This is a genomic window from Cohnella ginsengisoli, from assembly GCF_029525555.1.
GTDB lineage: Bacteria > Bacillota > Bacilli > Paenibacillales > Paenibacillaceae > Cohnella > Cohnella ginsengisoli.
In genome coordinates this window covers 1,801,162-1,816,780 of sequence record NZ_JAPDHZ010000003.1, presented here as the reverse complement: position 1 = coordinate 1,816,780, position 15,619 = coordinate 1,801,162, and the positions used below count along the sequence as shown (strand labels likewise).

The 15,619-nt window shown below is 60.0% G+C and carries 13 protein-coding genes; 11 read left to right on the top strand and 2 right to left on the bottom strand.

Going from position 1 to position 15,619, the window contains the following annotated elements; all coding sequences use genetic code 11:
* Positions 1 to 50 precede the first annotated feature (50 nt).
* The gene (locus OMP38_RS19500) at positions 51 to 1,700 is read right to left on the bottom strand and encodes a response regulator (protein ID WP_277566569.1); all 1,650 of its coding nucleotides are present in this window, start codon (positions 1,698 to 1,700) and stop codon (positions 51 to 53) included.
* Positions 1,697 to 3,697, bottom strand: a complete 2,001-nt coding sequence (locus tag OMP38_RS19495) for a cache domain-containing sensor histidine kinase (RefSeq protein WP_277566568.1) — start codon at positions 3,695 to 3,697, stop codon at positions 1,697 to 1,699. Before OMP38_RS19495 ends, OMP38_RS19500 begins: the two co-directional genes overlap by 4 nt.
* A 108-nt stretch (positions 3,698 to 3,805) precedes the next feature.
* Here OMP38_RS19495 and OMP38_RS19490 point away from each other — a divergent pair, with 108 nt between their 5' ends.
* The 11 genes from OMP38_RS19490 to OMP38_RS19445 all read left to right on the top strand — a co-directional run bounded on the left by OMP38_RS19490 (position 3,806) and on the right by OMP38_RS19445 (position 15,573).
* On the top strand, positions 3,806 to 4,696 hold the full coding sequence (locus OMP38_RS19490; protein ID WP_277566567.1) for a carbohydrate ABC transporter permease: 891 nt from the start codon (positions 3,806 to 3,808) through the stop codon (positions 4,694 to 4,696).
* On the top strand, positions 4,696 to 5,535 hold the full coding sequence (locus OMP38_RS19485; protein ID WP_277566566.1) for a carbohydrate ABC transporter permease: 840 nt from the start codon (positions 4,696 to 4,698) through the stop codon (positions 5,533 to 5,535). Before OMP38_RS19490 ends, OMP38_RS19485 begins: the two co-directional genes overlap by 1 nt.
* A gap of 112 nt (positions 5,536 to 5,647) precedes the next feature.
* Complete coding sequence (locus tag OMP38_RS19480; protein WP_277566565.1) at positions 5,648 to 6,970, top strand: ABC transporter substrate-binding protein; 1,323 nt, start codon at positions 5,648 to 5,650, stop codon at positions 6,968 to 6,970.
* Positions 6,971 to 7,358: 388 nt separating this feature from the next.
* On the top strand, positions 7,359 to 8,198 hold the full coding sequence (locus tag OMP38_RS19475; RefSeq protein ID WP_277566564.1) for a transporter substrate-binding domain-containing protein: 840 nt from the start codon (positions 7,359 to 7,361) through the stop codon (positions 8,196 to 8,198).
* Between the two features lie 93 nt (positions 8,199 to 8,291).
* Positions 8,292 to 8,948 (top strand): amino acid ABC transporter permease, encoded by a 657-nt coding sequence (locus tag OMP38_RS19470; RefSeq protein WP_277566563.1) that lies wholly within the window; start codon positions 8,292 to 8,294, stop codon positions 8,946 to 8,948.
* A gap of 8 nt (positions 8,949 to 8,956) precedes the next feature.
* The gene (locus tag OMP38_RS19465) at positions 8,957 to 9,679 is read left to right on the top strand and encodes an amino acid ABC transporter ATP-binding protein (protein ID WP_277566878.1); all 723 of its coding nucleotides are present in this window, start codon (positions 8,957 to 8,959) and stop codon (positions 9,677 to 9,679) included.
* 421 nt (positions 9,680 to 10,100) lie between these two features.
* On the top strand, positions 10,101 to 10,757 hold the full coding sequence (locus OMP38_RS36065; protein WP_420869678.1) for an LTA synthase family protein: 657 nt from the start codon (positions 10,101 to 10,103) through the stop codon (positions 10,755 to 10,757).
* Positions 10,651 to 11,994, top strand: coding sequence for an LTA synthase family protein (locus OMP38_RS19460; RefSeq protein ID WP_420869677.1), 1,344 nt, complete (start codon positions 10,651 to 10,653; stop codon positions 11,992 to 11,994). The genes OMP38_RS36065 and OMP38_RS19460 overlap by 107 nt, the downstream gene beginning before the upstream one ends.
* A 154-nt stretch (positions 11,995 to 12,148) precedes the next feature.
* Complete coding sequence (locus OMP38_RS19455; protein WP_277566562.1) at positions 12,149 to 13,354, top strand: DUF445 domain-containing protein; 1,206 nt, start codon at positions 12,149 to 12,151, stop codon at positions 13,352 to 13,354.
* A gap of 220 nt (positions 13,355 to 13,574) precedes the next feature.
* Positions 13,575 to 14,258 carry a hypothetical protein gene (locus OMP38_RS19450; protein ID WP_277566561.1) on the top strand — a complete coding sequence of 228 codons (684 nt, stop codon included), beginning with the start codon at positions 13,575 to 13,577 and terminating at the stop codon, positions 14,256 to 14,258.
* The gene (locus OMP38_RS19445) at positions 14,224 to 15,573 is read left to right on the top strand and encodes an ATP-binding protein (protein ID WP_277566877.1); all 1,350 of its coding nucleotides are present in this window, start codon (positions 14,224 to 14,226) and stop codon (positions 15,571 to 15,573) included. Before OMP38_RS19450 ends, OMP38_RS19445 begins: the two co-directional genes overlap by 35 nt.
* Positions 15,574 to 15,619 lie beyond the last annotated feature (46 nt).

Sequence of the window (15,619 nt, the reverse complement as noted above, 5' to 3'; positions counted from 1 at the left end):
CCAAGGAAAAAAAAGGGGAGGCCGTCAATCGGCTTCCCCTTTCACGCGTTTTATGACTTTCGATACTGGTTCGGCGACAGCCCCGTGAGTTTTTTGAACACCTTGCTGAAATACTTTTCATCCTGGTAGCCGACCATCTCGGCGACCTGCGCGATTTTAAAGTGCGGATTCTCGAGCAGCAGCTTCGCCTTGTCGATGCGGATGCGGCAGAGGAAGTCGATCAGGTTTTCCCCGGTCTCCTGCTTGAACCGGCGGGAGATATACTCCCGGCTTAAATAAAATTGGCTCGCGATGTCCTGCAAGGTGAGCTCCTTGTTGTAATGCTGCTCGATGTAGCGGACGACGGCGGGAATCGCGCTCTGAGCTTGTTGACCGGCGGCCGAGCGGCTGCGGGCATAAGCGGTCAGAAAATCGCGCAGCATCGCTTCCAGGCGGTCGAGATCGAGTCGTCCGTGCGCGTCCATCGGGATGACGCCGGACGGATTCGGGTCTTCGTCCGCCTCTCCGGAGAGAGCTCGTCCGTCGCCCGGCGCGTCCGCCCGCGTGCCTTTCGTCTCGCGCCACCGCCGCAGCATCTCGGCAAGATCGGTCCTCCACCGCTGCAGTTGCTCGCCGCTGATGCGGGGCATGCGGCGCACCTCGGCCATCCAGCGGGCGACGGCATCCCCGATCTGCCTGTCGGAGCCGCCAAGCACGGCGAGCCGGAGTCCTTCCTCGAAGGCGTCCAGCCGCGGCGCCGCAAAGGAGGGACGGGCGCCCGCCGATTCGGGCTGGTAATAGTAAGCCCGCTCCGCGAGCAGGTTCCGATCGTGCAGCGCGGAGCGGGCCGATTGATAAGAGATGGAGGCGCCTTGGGGAAAAGGTTGCGCGGTGCCGATACCGAAATCGAAGCGGCACTTGAGCGTCATAAAGCAGCCGTCGTTGATCTCGGAAAGCGTCTCCTCCAATGTCGGATCCGGACGTGCCGCGCGGGAATCGGTCCATACAAACAGCAGGATCTCGTTTTCCGCGCGAAGATTGCGGCAGGCGATGCCGCGGTCGCTTCGCCGCAGCACTTCGTCCGCGATGTTCGTCAGCGTAAAATAGAGCAGGTCCCGATGGCGGGCGTACCGGTCCGCCACCTCGGCCGAAGCCGAATCGACGTCCAGGACGGCGACGAGACAGGAGGACGGATGCGGCGCGCCGGACTCGCTCAGCAGGACGGTTTGCGCGTTGCCGTAGGGATCGCTGCCGCCAAGCAGGTCGGAAAAAATACGGTCGCGCATGACCGGGCGAAGCTGGTTGATCTCCATATTCCGCGCCAGCTCGTGCTTGCGGGATTGATCCTGCTCGTTCCACCTCGCGACCGCGCGCGCCAGCGCGCCGGTCAGCTGTTCGGGATCGATCGGCTTGAGCAGGTAATCCTGCCCGCCGTGCTGCATCGTGCCGCGCACGAGGTGAAAATCGTCATGACCGCTAATGACGATTTTCTGAATCTCGGGCCTGTGCGCTTGAAGCCAGGCCAACAAGTCAAGACCGCCACGTACCGGCATCATCATGTCGGTGACGACGATGCCCGGGCGCACGCGCTCGATGAGCGCGGACGCTTCCTCGCCGTTGGCCGCTTCGTGAACCTCCCGTATGCCGAGCGTCTCCCAATCGACGAGCAGCCGGACGGCCTCCCGGACATGGCGCTCGTCGTCTACGATGACGACCTTCATCTCGTTCCCTCCTTATCGTCGCGGGCTCCGGGCGCTTGCTCGCCGGCCGGCATATCTTCCGCGGACGGCGTCTGCCGAAGCGGAATCCGGAGCGCGGCTTTGAATCCGCCGCCCGGCGAAGCGTCCACCGCCATGCCCGCCTCTTCGCCGAAGTACAAGCGAAGCCGCATGTGGACGTTGGCCAGACCGATCTGCCCGCCCGTGACGTCTTCCGCGGCCGCGCGGTTCAGGCGGGCGCGAAGGTGCTCCAGCGGTCCCGGCTCCATGCCCCGGCCGTTGTCCGCGACCTCGACGCGCAGCCATTCGCGCTCGCCCTCCAGCCAAGCGCGAACGTACAGGCGGGCGCCCGCCTGACCCGCGGCGCCGGCCTCGCCAGTTCCGCTCGCTCCGGCTATTGCCGCTTCTATTTCAGCGCTAACGCCGCCTGCGCCGCCATCTCCCGGGCTACCGCCCGCCCCCGGCTCGTAGCCGTGCTTGAAGTAATTTTCGACGAGCGGCTGAAGCAGCATTTTCGGAACCGCGACATCCATCGTCTCCGGATCGATCTCGTAGAATGCGTCCAGATCCTCGCCGAACCGCTGCTTCTGCAGCTCTAAGTAAGCCTTGGCATGGGCGAGCTCCGCCGACAAGGGCACGATGCTCTCCTCGGTGTGCATGCTGTACCGCATCATCCGGGCCATGGCCGCGACGAGCCCATAAACCTTGGGCGCGTTCGACTGCAGCGCGAGCGTCCCGATGGATTGCAGCGCGTTGTTCAGGAAATGGGGGTTAATCTGGGCTTGCATCGCCTTCAGCTGGTTCGTCTTGTTCGCGAGCGCCAGCTTGTACTCCCGGTTGATCAGCTCCTCGATCGTCGATACCATCGTGCCGAAGCGCCGCTCCAGGACGCCGAATTCATCGCTGCTCCGGGCGAGGCGGGCGTCCGCGCCCGCGCTCCATTTGCCGGCTTGAACCAGGTTCATGCGCGCGATCAGCTTCTTGATCGGGCTGGTGAACTGCACGGACACGACGAGCGTCGCGATGACGGCGATGATGAGCGACAGCGCGATGATCAGCGAGTTGATCGTGCGGATGCCCTGCGCATTCTGGTACAGATAGGCGTAGGGCAGCTGCTTCACGACGATCCAGTCCATGAACTGCGTCTGCAGCGTATCGTAGACCACATAGCCGGAAAAGGCCGAATCCGACCACTTGAAGTCCCCGGTGCCGCCGGGATCCGTCAGCAGCTTGCGCGTCCAGCCTGTATTTTTAAGCAGATCTCCGTCCTCCGGCTCCTTGCCGCATACGACGTTGCCTCCGCGGTCGAGCACGTACAGCTTCTCCTCCTCCGACAGCGCGAGCCGCCCGCAGATGTCGCCCAGCTCGGTCAGCAGGACGTCGATCGACAAATAGCCGATGACCTGGTCGCTCGGCGTGCGAATGATCGGCCGCCTGAGCGTGATCACGTCCCGTGCGGATACGGACTGCCGCGAATCGAGCGCGTAGCTCGCGCTCTTGTGAGCCGGCTCCATGAACGGCGCCGGGTCGTCCGCGCGCCCCGCGGGCCAGCCGCCTTCGGCTTCGTGTCCGCTGCGGAACAGGCCTCGCGCCAGCAGATAGGACCAGCTGTCTTCGCCTCGTCCGATTTGCAGATGGATCTGGTGAATTTCTTTGTTCGACTGGTACATGTTCAAGAGGTGCTGGTAGATGGTCGTGCGATAGGCGAGATCCGCGGCCTCCGCATCCGCGCCGGGCGCCGTAAAGCGCTCGATGATGGCGTACAGGGAAGTCGGCGAATTGATCGAGTTGTAGACGCTTAACGAGTTGCGGTTGAGCGTGTTCATGTAGTTCAGGATATTGTCTTTGCCGACCTCGAGGAGGCTGCGGTTTTCCGCGATCGCCTTGCCCGTCACCTGGTTTTTGATATAAAAATCCGAGATGACCATGGACAGCGCCATCGGCACGATGGTGGCCGCGAGGAGCAGCGCCATTAACTTGGTGCGAATGCTTTTTTTCAAGGCGGTTCCCCCCGAGGTCAATATATTACACCAAACCCATCATATCTATCGGTGGTCGATGCCGCAATATGGCTTTATATTTTACATAACGGAAAGGGAGTGTGCCTCATGATCAAACGCGGCGGTAAATCCGGAGAGTGGCTGCAGCAGCTCGTATTCGTGGGACCCGGCCTGATCGCTTTCTCGATCATCGTGCTCGTGCCGTTTCTGCTCGGGTTTTACTACTCGTTCACCGAGTGGAACGGCCTCGACCTGAACAAGGCGCAGTGGACGGGCATGGACAATCTGAACCGTATTTTTATGCGCGACGACAAATTCTGGGCCGCCTTCGGCTTCACGCTTCGCTTCACGGCGGTCACGGTGCTGGCGTCGAACCTGCTGGCGTTCCTGCTGGCGCTGATGCTGACGCGGGCGCTCAAGACCCGCAACTTGCTGCGGACGGTCTTCTTCGTGCCGAACGTGATCGGCGGCATCCTGCTCGGTTATATCTGGCAATTCATCTTCACCAAGGGCTTCAAGACGATCGGGGAAATGACCGGCTGGTCCTTCTTCGAGCAGCCCTGGCTCGGCACGGCGGGCACCGGCTTCTGGGGGCTCGTCATCGTGTTCGTCTGGCAGTCGGCGGGCTACATGATGGTCATCTACATCGCGGCGCTGACCGGCGTGCCGAAGGACATGCTCGAGGCGGCCACGATCGACGGCGCGGGCTACTGGCAGAGCATCCGCAAGGTGACGCTGCCGCTCATCATGCCGGCGGTCACGGTATGCTTGTTCCTCACCATCTCCAATGCCTTCAAGATGTTCGACCTGAACCTGTCGCTCACCAAGGGCGGCCCGGGCACGTCGACCCAGTCGCTAGCCTACAACATTTACGCGGAAGCCCTGGTCAACAACCGCTACGGGCTCGGCACGGCAAAAGCGATGCTGTTCTTCCTGGCCGTCTCGCTGATCGCGGTGACGCAGGTATGGCTCACCAAGCGCAAGGAGGTGGAGGCCTGATGAACCGCGACCGCTCGCTTCGCTACCGGCTCGCCGGCATCGAGATATTCGCGATCTTGCTGGCACTGCTGTTTCTCGCTCCGTTTTACTTCGTGCTGGCGAATTCGCTTAAGACGCTGGGCGAGATCCTCGTCGACGCGGCTTCGCTGCCGGAAGCCTACAAGTTCACGAATTACTCGCGGGTATGGGAGATGATTCGCTTCCCGACCGCGCTTCGCAACTCCGTCGTCATCACGGCGATCAGTGTCGCCGGCATCGTGACGATCAGCTCGATGACCGCCTACCGGCTCGTACGCAGGCCGACGCGCTTCAACAACCTGCTGTTTCTCGCGTTCATCTCGTCGATGATTATCCCGTTCCAGTCGGTCATGCTGCAGCTGGTGCGCGTGACGAGCATTCTGGAGCTGCGCGGCGACCTGCTCGGCATCGTCGTTTGTTATCTCGGCTTCGGACTCGCGCTGTCCGTGTTTTTATTCCACGGCTTCATCAAGGGCGTGCCGCTCGAGATCGAGGAGGCCGCGGTGATGGACGGCTGCTCGCCGTACGGCGTGTTCTGGCGGATCGTCTTCCCGCTGCTCAAGCCGATCGCCGTCACGGTCGTCATTTTGAATACGCTGTGGATCTGGAACGACTACCTGCTGCCCGTGCTTATCATCGGATCGAACAAAGACCTGACGACGATTCCGCTCGCGGTCACGCGGTTTTTCGGCCAATATACCAAGCAGTGGGATCTCGCGCTCGCCGGTCTCGCCATGAGCGTCACGCCGATCGTCGTGCTTTTCCTGCTGCTGCAGAAGCACATCGTCGAAGGGATCACTTCCGGATCGGTCAAAGGTTAGGCTGGATCAATATGTTACACTTTTGACAACAACATCGTCGGTTTTGTGCAAACGTTTTCTCCACTATACTCGACACTGTAGCCAGATGATTGAATACATGGGAGGTCATGACATGAAACGCATCTCCGCAGGCATCTTGATCGCATCGCTCCTGACGGTCGCCGCAGGCTGCGGCAACAACAACAACGGCAACGCTTCGCCGGCATCTTCGGAAGCCGCTTCGGGCGCCGGGTCGTCCGCGCCGGCATCGTCCGCGGCAGCATCCTCCGACGCGCCGAAGAAAGACGTCACGATCAAAGTGTTCCAGTTCAAGGTCGAGATCGCCGACGCCTTGAACAAGATGGCCGAAGCCTATGAAAGGGAAACGGGCGTCAAGGTCGACGTCGAAACGCACGGCGGCGGCGAGGACTACAACGCGCTGCTGAAGGCCGAGATCGCTTCGGGCTCCGAGCCCGAGATCTTCAACTCCGAAGGCTATGCGGCGCTCCAGCCGTACTATGATCGCGCGACGGATCTGTCGGGCGAATCCTGGGCCGCCGACGTCGTCAACTCGGCTGCGGCGCCGGCCCAGGTGGACGGCAAGCTGCTGGGCATGCCGATGAATATCGAGGGCTATGGCATCATTTACAACAAGGACTTGTTCGCCAAGGCAGGCATCACTGAGCTCCCGAAGACGCTGACCGAGCTCGAGGCCGCGGCCAAGAAGCTGCAGGACGCCGGCATCACGCCGTTCTCCACGACGAACGAATGGTGGTCGATCGGCCATCACACGATCAACGTCGGTCTCTCCGAGCAAGCCGATCCCGTCAAGTTCATCGAGGACAACAAGGCGGGCACCGCATCCTTCAAAGGCAATGAAGTGTTCGGCAAATGGATCAACTACGTCGATCTCGTCTTCAAGTATTCCCAGAAGGATAAGCTCACGACCGACTACGCGACCCAAGTCGCCACGTTCGCCAGCGGCAAAGCGGCCATGATCCAGCAAGGCAACTGGATCCAAGGCGATGTCGACAAGGTAGCGAAGCTCAACCTCGGCATGATGCCGATCCCGATCGACGACAGCGGCAAGGCGCGCATCTACACCGGCCCGGCGAACTTCTGGATCGTCAACAGCAAGTCCAAGAACGCCGAAGAGGCAAAGAAGTTCCTGGCGTGGATGGTCACTTCCGAGACGGGCAAGAGCTACATTACCAAGGAGTTCAAGTTCATCCCCGCGCTCGTTACGATTCCTGCGACCTCGGAGGACATCGGTCAACTGGGCGCGGCCGTATCCGAGCAGGCGAAGGATGCGGGCGGCTGGAACTGGGGGCGGTACCCGGACGGCGTCATCCAGGGCTGGGGCGCGGCGATGCAGGAGTATCAAGGCGGTTCGATCGACAAGGACAAATTGTTCGAAAAGTTCGATCAGGCCGTCAAGGATATCGTGAGCAAATAAGAAGCTACTATTTATATAGTAGAAACAGGTGCGCACGAAGATCAGGGCTTCATGGGAGGAATGCCTCTCGTGAAGCCCTTTTCGGCCTATCGGAACAGGCTGAAAGGCGAGCGGACTTGCCTGCCCGGCATTTGCAGGCATTCGTCGGTTATACCTCGCGCAGGCGGATTGCGAACAGGGAGCTGCGTCCAATCATCCCCTTGCCGGGCGGCTCCGCAGAAATGAGCGCGTTTCGTGCGTGAAAATAAAAATCTTAGTGAATTATACTTATGTTTAATATAATATTCCATTTCGTGTTAACTTTTGAAGCTAAAATTAATTATTTCCATTGCCATCCTTGCATTCTAGCTGATAGAATGATTGCTGACTAGAAAGCAGGAGGTTATTCATGTTGAGAAAGCTGACATCTATTATATTGACTGCCGCGCTGGCAGTCGGCCTGTCCGCATGCGGCGCGAAGGAGTCGTCCAACGCGAACGCGGGCGTGGCGTCCTCGGCGGACGCGGGCGAGATCACGCTGAAGTTCGCGACCGACGCGAGCTACGCGCCGATGGAGAGCATGGACAAGGACAAGATCGTGGGCTTCGACGTCGATTTCCTGGACGCCGTCATGAAGGAAGCCGGCTACGACTACAAGCTGGACAACACGGGCTGGGACCCGTTGTTCGCGGATCTGGGCGGCGGCAATCACAAGTACGACGGGGGTATTTCATCGATCTCTATTACCGACGACCGCAAGCAGACGTTCGATTTTACCGTTCCTTACTTCGAATCGGTGAACATGATCCTGACCAAAGAGAACAAGCCGGTTAAGGACGCCCTTGAGCTTAAGGACAAGAAGGTCGCCGTTCAGGGCGGCACGACCGCCGAGACGCTGATGAAGGGCATTATGGGCGACGACAATCCGAACCTGAAGCGCTTCGACAGCAACACGCTGGCGCTGATGGAGCTGGAGAGCAACGGCGTCGACGCCGTCGTCGCGGACTTCGCGGTCGTGCAGTCTTACGTGCAGCAGAATCCGGACAAAAAGTTCAACGCGATCTACGACCGTACGAACTTCGCGTCCGAGTACTACGGCATCCTGCTGCCGAAGGATACGGACCCGGCCGTTAAGGAGAAGATCGACGCGGCCGTCGAAAAGGTGCGCGCGAGCGACGAATACAAAGCGATCTACAAAAAGTGGATCGGCGTCGAACCGGATACGAGCAATTTGGTTACGGCGAAGTAAGATCGGGCATAATCAGCAACGATTAGGAAGCAGAGGGCATGCGGCCCGGGCAGACCGGGCGCATGCCCTCTTTTGATGAGAGAGGGTGCAGGCGTGTATTACGCGTTTAGATTCGATATTATCGAGGATTACTTGCCCCTGCTGCTGAAGGGGACGCTGCTGACGATCGGCATTTCGCTGGCGGCGATCGCCATCGGCGTCGTGTTGGGGCTTTTCATAGGCTTCGGCAAGATGGCCCGGTTCTGGCCGCTGCGGTGGCTGATGAGCGGCTACATCAACGTGTTCCGAGGAACCCCGCTCATCCTGCAGGTGCTCATCATCCACTTCGGCGTGATTCCGCCGATCCTGGGGACCACCAACGGCATCGTCGCCGCCATTCTGGCGCTCGGGCTCAACTGCGCGGCTTACTCCGCGGAGATCTACCGGGCGGGCATCGAATCGATCGACGCCGGGCAGCGCGAAGCGGCGTACTCGCTGGGCATGACCCATGCGCAGACGCTGCGCCACATCATCGTGCCGCAGGCGGTGCGGCGGATGATCCCGGCGTTCGGCAACGAATTTATCGTCCTCGTGAAGGATTCTTCGTTCGTCGCATGGATCGCTGTGCCCGAGATCATGTACTGGGCCAACGCGGCCAAGGGACAATACTACAAAGTATGGGAGCCTTACCTGGCCGCGGGCGTGATCTATTTTGTGCTCACGTACACGCTTAGCAAGCTGCTCCTATGGTTCGAGAGGAGGGTGAAGTGATGGAGCCGATCATTCGAATGCGAGGGGTCGCCAAGTCCTTCGGCAAAAACAAGGTGCTTCACGACATTAACCTGGAGGTCGCGCCGCGCGAGGTGGTCGTCGTCATTGGTCCTTCCGGCTCCGGCAAGTCGACGATGCTGCGCTGCATCAACCTGCTCGAGCGCCCGGACGAAGGCGAAGTCGTCATCGACGGGCATTCGCTCATGGCGAAGGGCACGAACATCGCGGACATCCGCACCGAAGCGGGCATGGTGTTTCAGCGTTTCAACTTGTTCCCTCATATGAAGGTGATGGACAATTTGACGCTGGCGCAGGTGCAGGTGCGCGGACGCAAGTCCGAAGAAGCCAAGGAGCGGGCGATGTCGCTGCTGCGCAAGGTGGGGCTCGAGGACAAGGCGGACGCCTATCCGGACTCGCTGTCCGGCGGGCAGGCCCAGCGGGTCGCGATCGCGCGCGCGCTCGCCATGGACCCGAAGATCATGCTGTTCGACGAGCCGACGTCGGCGCTCGATCCCGAGATGGTCGGCGAAGTGCTCGCGGTCATGAAGGAACTGGCCGCGGAAGGGATGACGATGGTCGTCGTGACGCACGAGATGGGGTTCGCGCGCGAGGTCGGCGACCGGATTCTGTTCATGGAGTCGGGGACGATCGTCGAAGAAGGCCCGCCCGAGCAGTTGTTCGAACGCCCGCGCACCGAGCGGACCCGGCTGTTTCTTTCCAAAGTGCTGTGAAAAAAACGACGCTCTTTCCGCGGCCGCGGCGGCCAAGGAGGGAGCTTTTTTTAATGAGGAATCGCTTGGCAAGCCGAAGTTTGTCTGCGTTTAACTACATTTAAGCAAGCGATACGGAACTTTGTCCAACCGTGCTTCGTTTAAGTTAGAGGAGCGTAAGTAAGGGTAAGGACCTATTTATTCCAGACCTTTTCAATTTATTCCCATTCAATGCGGTCATATCGGCCCGATTTGGCCGGCAGGAACGCTTAAGAAGCCGGATTTTCAGCTTTTTTCGCGGCTTATGTCTTTTGACATGCGGCTGCATTCGAGGCATAATTAGAAACGTTGTTTACAGACCGATTACAAAAAAAAGATAGAGATTGCGCGCATGGATACTGTCTGCAAATAAGGCTATGCTGCAAGAAGGAGAGTGCTGAAGATGCGACTTTGGAATGCGATTAAATCCAAGCCGATCCTATGGTTTTCGTTGATATTGCTCTTAAAAGGCGCCCTGGCTTGGTTCGTCATCTTTGACGACGGCCCGTCCTGGATGACGGTGCTGACCGAGATTCCGTTCATTCTGATCGTCTTCTGCCTGATCGAGTGGTTTGCGTCCAAGCGCAAGCTGCTCTATTACATGATCGTCAACCTGTCGATTACCCTGCTCTACTTCGCCGTTCTTATGTACTACAAATACTACGGCGTCATCGTCACCTACCATGCGCTCGAGCAAGCGGACAAGGTGACGAAGGTGGGAGAGAGCACCTACTCGCTGCTTGATCCGTACTACCTGCTGATCTTCATCGATATCGTCATTTTCGCGTTCTATATGGTCCGGCCGAAGTATATCGCCCGCTTCACGAGCATCGGCATGCGCAAGGTGAACCGCACTGCGCTGCTCGCGACGTTCATCGTATCCGCCGCGCTCTGCATCTTCAACATCTGGCCTAATCACGCCAGCATGAACGAGAATAAAAAAGGCAGAGGGCATGGGCATTCTCAATTACGAGGTTTACACCATTTTCGCGGACAGCACGGTGCAAGAAGAAGCCATCGACATGAAGGAGATCAATCAACAGTCGATCGACGCGCTTAAGGGCGGAGAGCAGTCCGTCGACCCGGCGCTCTGGGCTGCGGCCAAGGGCAAGAACCTGATCGTCGTGCAGATGGAGTCATTCCAAAATTTCCTGATCGGCCTCACGATCGACGGCCAGGAGATCACGCCTAATATCAACAAGCTGGCGGCCGGCGATTTCTACTTCAACAACTTCTACACCAACGTCGGCCAGGGCACGACGTCCGACGCCGAGTTCGTCGTCAACACGTCGCTCTACGTGCCGCATCACGAGGCCGCCACGTCTTCGAACTACATGGATAAGACGCTGCCGAGCCTGCCGCGCCTGATGTCGTCGAACGGCTACAATACGGCGACGTTCCATACGAACAGCGTGGATTTCTGGAATCGTTCGTTGTTGTACAAGGCGATCGGCTTCGACAAATATTACGACCAAGCGTTCTACGGCGACGACGATCATATCGCGTTCGGCGCTTCCGACGAAGTGCTGTATGCCAAGACCGTGCCGGAGCTGGCCAAGATGGACGCGGAGGATAAGCCGTTCTACGCGATGGTCATCTCGATGAGCGCGCATCACCCTTACCGGATTCCCGAAGCCAAGGACAAGATCAAGCTGCCGGCCGAGTACGACGGCACGCTCGTCGGCAATTACATTCTGGCTCAGAACTATGCCGACTATGCGATGGGTCAGTTCCTTGAAGAGCTGAAGTCCAGCGGCCTGTGGGACGACAGCGTCATCGTATTTTACGGCGACCACCAGGGGCTGCCGCTATACTCGCTGGACAACAAGGAAAAGGGACTGATGCAGGGCATCTTCGGTCGCGAGTACGGCTACACGGATATGTTCAACATTCCGTTTATCGTCCACGCGCCCGGCGTCTCGTACGGCAAGACCTTCGAGCAAACGGGCGGTCAGATCGACGTCCTGCCGACGGTCGCCAACCTGCTGGGCGTGTCCGTGAAGGACCAGATCCACTTCGGCGAGGATCTCATGAACCGCACGAGCAACCTGCTGCCGATGCGCCACTTCCTGCCGACCGGCTCGTTCGTCAACGACACCTCGGTGTTCCTGCCGGGCGTCGGGTTCGAGGACGGCACTAACTACGACGTCAAGAACAACAGCATCAGCGCCGGCGGCTCTACCGAAGCGCAGTACAATGCGGCGCTTCGCCTGCTGAACATGTCGGACAGCTACGTCAAGCAGCTGCCCGAGCTGCCGCTGGACGGCGGTCCCGTATCGGGCGCCGAATCCAAGTGAGGCGAAGCTTGCGCGATGACGGACGGAGAAGCCGGGTGAATCCCGCGCTTCCCCGTCCGTTCTCTTTTTGGGTATCATATAGACATAGAATATCGAAGCTGAAGGAGTCTACCGAACATGCCCGGACAAGCTAAACATACGGCCGCCATTTCCCTTGGCGTCATGGGGGGCGGGATTTCTGGCCACGTTCCCCTTCGGAGGCTGGGGCGGCGCGCTGCTCCACGGCGGCTTCGAGGCCGGGCTCGTCGGCGGTCTCGCCGACTGGTTCGCGGTCACCGCCCTGTTCCGCCACCCGCTCGGCATCCCGATCCCGCATACGGCGCTGCTGCCGCGCAACCGGGACAAGGTCGTCCGCTCGCTCATCCAGGCGATCGAGACCGAGCTGCTAACCAAGGAGAGCATCGTCACCAAGACGACTGAATTCAAGATCGGCGAGCGGCTGCTCGATCTGCTGGAGACGCATCGCGAGGACGCCGCCGCCGTGGCCGTTCGCGTGAGCGAATTCGCGCTGGAGCATCTGCCGATGGACCGGATCGTTCCGGTGCTCGCCCGCGCGCTCGAGTCGAAGATACGCGAGCTCGATACGGCAGGCCTGCTGCGCAAGCTTGGCGACGAGACGCTGGCCAGAGGCTACGATGAGAAGGCGCTGGCCTTCCTGATCGACAAGGCAGGCGGGCTTGCCTCCCGCGAGGAGACGCGGCGGCAGCTTGGCATCATCGGCGCGGCGGCGCTGCAGAAATTGCAGGTCGGCGGGCTGATGGGGTTTGCCGTGAACGCGTTTATTTCCTTCATGGATGAGGAGAAGATCGGCGGCCTGCTCCAAAACGCGATCGTCGGCACGCTGTCGGAGATGCAGCAGCGAGAGGACCACCCGCTTCGCGAGATGCTTCTCAACGGGATGAGGAACGCCATTCGCAATCTGCCGGAGTCGGCTGCCGTATCGGTCGAGCTCGAAGGCTGGAAAGCGCGTCTGGCGGACGGCGGCGCGATCGAGCGCCAACTTGCCGGGTGGCTGGAGGATCTGCGCGTCAAGGCGCTGGCCTTCGTGCGCGAGCCCCGTTTCACCGATGATTACGTACTGCCTGCTATATCCGGCCTGCTCGCCAGCCTCAGGGCTAACCCGCAGGTGATCGAGCTGTTCCAGACGTGGGTGCAGGAGCGGATCTCCGGCTTCGTCGAACGCAATCACTGGAAGATCGGCAAGCTCGTCAAGGAAAATATCGACAAGCTGGACAACGATGCCTTGATCGAGATGATGGAGGACAAGATCGGCGGCGATCTGCAGTGGATCCGCGTCAATGGCGCCGTCTGCGGCTTCCTCATCGGATTGGCGTTGGAAGGGATCAATCTGCTCGTATAGGAGCAACTAGAATTTTCGGCAGGTGCGGGGCGCATGCGACCCGCGCCTATTCGAGGTTGGTTCGAAGCGTGAAAAGCCGATGCGCTTCCGTCAAATTATTCGTTCGACCGCGTGCTGGGGGGGAGCGATTTGCTATAATGGTTACAAGCTCCCAAGAGGCGGTGCACCGTGAACGATATCAGCGCGTTTTTGCGTATCTTTTTTTATCAACGTCAGCACGATGCTGACGCTCCTTTACCTGGCAAGCTTGCTATACAAATACGTCGTTTATAAGTGGCCCTCCGCGTGGAAGGAAACGCTGTTTATCGTACTTGCGATCGCGTGCGGCTGGACGACGATGAAGCTCGGTTTCAGCTTTTCGAAGACGGTCATGTTCGACATGCGCTATTTGGCCGTCATCGTCGCGCCGCTGTTCGTGCGAAAATGGCTGTCGGTTCTGGTCATCGGGCTCGGCATCGGCCTCGCGCGTCTGTCCTTCGGGGTCAATCAGGCAGCGCTCGTCGGCAGTTTTAACGTCGTCGCGATGAGCTTGCTCGTACTCTTCATCCTATGGCTGGCGCGCAGCAGGCGGTGGCCGGAGCTCCGCAAGATGGTCACGATCGTCATCTCCGTCAACGTCGGCAACGTGGCGTTTATCGCGCTGTTCGGCATCATCCCCCCGCAGACATTACCTGGTCGATATCGCGCCGGGCACCTTTCTCGTCAGCCTGTTTTTATGCTTCGCCTTCATGTTCATCCTGCGGGAGTTCATGACGGAGGACAAGCGCTCGCACAAGCTGAAAATCTATGCGGCGCGGCTGGAAAAGCAGTACCGCATCTCCGAGGACAAGGGACGTTCGCTCGAGCAGGCGAAGCAGGAGCTGGAGACGATGTACGCCCAGGTCCAATCGGCCTCGCGTTATAAAACCGAATTTCTCGCCAACATGTCCCATGAGCTGCGTACGCCGCTGAATTCGGTGCTCGTGCTGGCACAGCTGCTCGAGGAGAACGTCGACGGCCGGCTCAGCGAGGAGGAGGTCGGCTACGCCCGCATCATCCATCATTCCGGCAAAGAACTGCTCGGCCTCATCAACGACGTGCTGGACTTGTCGAAAATCGAGGCGGGCCACCTAGAGCTTGACCGCTCGGTGTTCAGCGTACGCGAGCTGCTCGGTCATATGGACGAGCTGTTCCGCCCGATCGCGGCGCGCAAGCGGGTGACGTTCACGCTGCGCAGCGAGCCGGACGTGCCCGAATATTTACACACGGACGAGCAGCGGTTGAAGCAGATCATCAACAATCTGCTGTCCAATGCCTTGAAGTTCACGCATGAAGGCCATGTGCGCTTCGTCGTCTCGCGCGTGCCCGAAGGCGGGCCGCTGGCAGAAGGCGGTTTGGCCTTCGGGGTGGAAGACACCGGCATCGGGATCGCGGCAGACAAACAGGAGGCTATTTTCGACGCGTTCTTCCAGGCCGACGGCTCGATCAGCCGCGCATACGGCGGAACCGGGCTCGGCCTGTCCATCGCGAAGCAGTTCGCGATGCTGCTGGGCGGCGATATCCGGCTCGAGAGCGAGCCCGGTCGCGGCAGCCGATTCACGCTGCTCCTGCCATGGCCGGCGCTGGTCACTTCGGCGGCTGACGCGCTGGCGCCGTCGGGGCGGGATCCGGCCAAGGTGGAAGAGGCGGCGTCCCTGGAGGCGCCGCCGAGGCAGGAGTCGAGGCGTCCTGGGGGCGGCGGCGTCCCGGCATCCGGCGTGCCCGCGACACATCATCTGCTGATCGTGGACGACGACGAGCACAACGTCTACTCGCTGCGGGTCGCGCTCGCGGCGAAGGGCTTCGGCGTCGTGACGGCCTCTTCCGGAGGCGAGGCGCTAGGCTTGCTGTCCGGGAACGCGAGTATCGATCTCGTGCTTATGGACATTATGATGCCGGGTATGAGCGGTCTAGAAGCGATCGGTCGCATTCGGGCGATGCCCGGCCGCAGGGAGCTGCCGATCATCGCCCTTACGGCGAAGGCATTCGCGGAGGACGGCGATGATTGCCTTCGCGCGGGAGCGGACGGCTACATGACCAAGCCGGTGAACTTGAACGAGCTCGTCCGCGAGATCGGCGTTCGCATACGGCAAGGACGGACGAAGGGGGAAGGCGTGAACAGCAGGGAGCCAGGGCGAGGGGCAAGACCGGAAGCGCAAGTGACGGATCAAAGCCATACAATGACGCTAGTCCGTATTTGAGAGATGCAGGCAACCTACAGGAATAGAGATTGGGGGCACGCGGTCA

Excerpts from the sequence above, each read along its gene's own strand:
- OMP38_RS19500 (WP_277566569.1), bottom strand. The coding sequence starts at position 1,700 with ATGAAGGTCGTCATCGTAGACGACGAGCGCCATGTCCGGGAGGCCGTC.
- OMP38_RS19490 (WP_277566567.1), top strand. The coding sequence starts at position 3,806 with ATGATCAAACGCGGCGGTAAATCCGGAGAGTGGCTGCAGCAGCTCGTA.
- OMP38_RS19485 (WP_277566566.1), top strand. The coding sequence starts at position 4,696 with ATGAACCGCGACCGCTCGCTTCGCTACCGGCTCGCCGGCATCGAGATA.
- OMP38_RS19480 (WP_277566565.1), top strand. The coding sequence starts at position 5,648 with ATGAAACGCATCTCCGCAGGCATCTTGATCGCATCGCTCCTGACGGTC.
- OMP38_RS19475 (WP_277566564.1), top strand. The coding sequence starts at position 7,359 with ATGTTGAGAAAGCTGACATCTATTATATTGACTGCCGCGCTGGCAGTC.
- OMP38_RS36065 (WP_420869678.1), top strand. The coding sequence starts at position 10,101 with ATGCGACTTTGGAATGCGATTAAATCCAAGCCGATCCTATGGTTTTCG.
- OMP38_RS19460 (WP_420869677.1), top strand. The coding sequence starts at position 10,651 with ATGGGCATTCTCAATTACGAGGTTTACACCATTTTCGCGGACAGCACG.
- OMP38_RS19450 (WP_277566561.1), top strand. The coding sequence starts at position 13,575 with ATGCTGACGCTCCTTTACCTGGCAAGCTTGCTATACAAATACGTCGTT.
- OMP38_RS19445 (WP_277566877.1), top strand. The coding sequence starts at position 14,224 with ATGTACGCCCAGGTCCAATCGGCCTCGCGTTATAAAACCGAATTTCTC.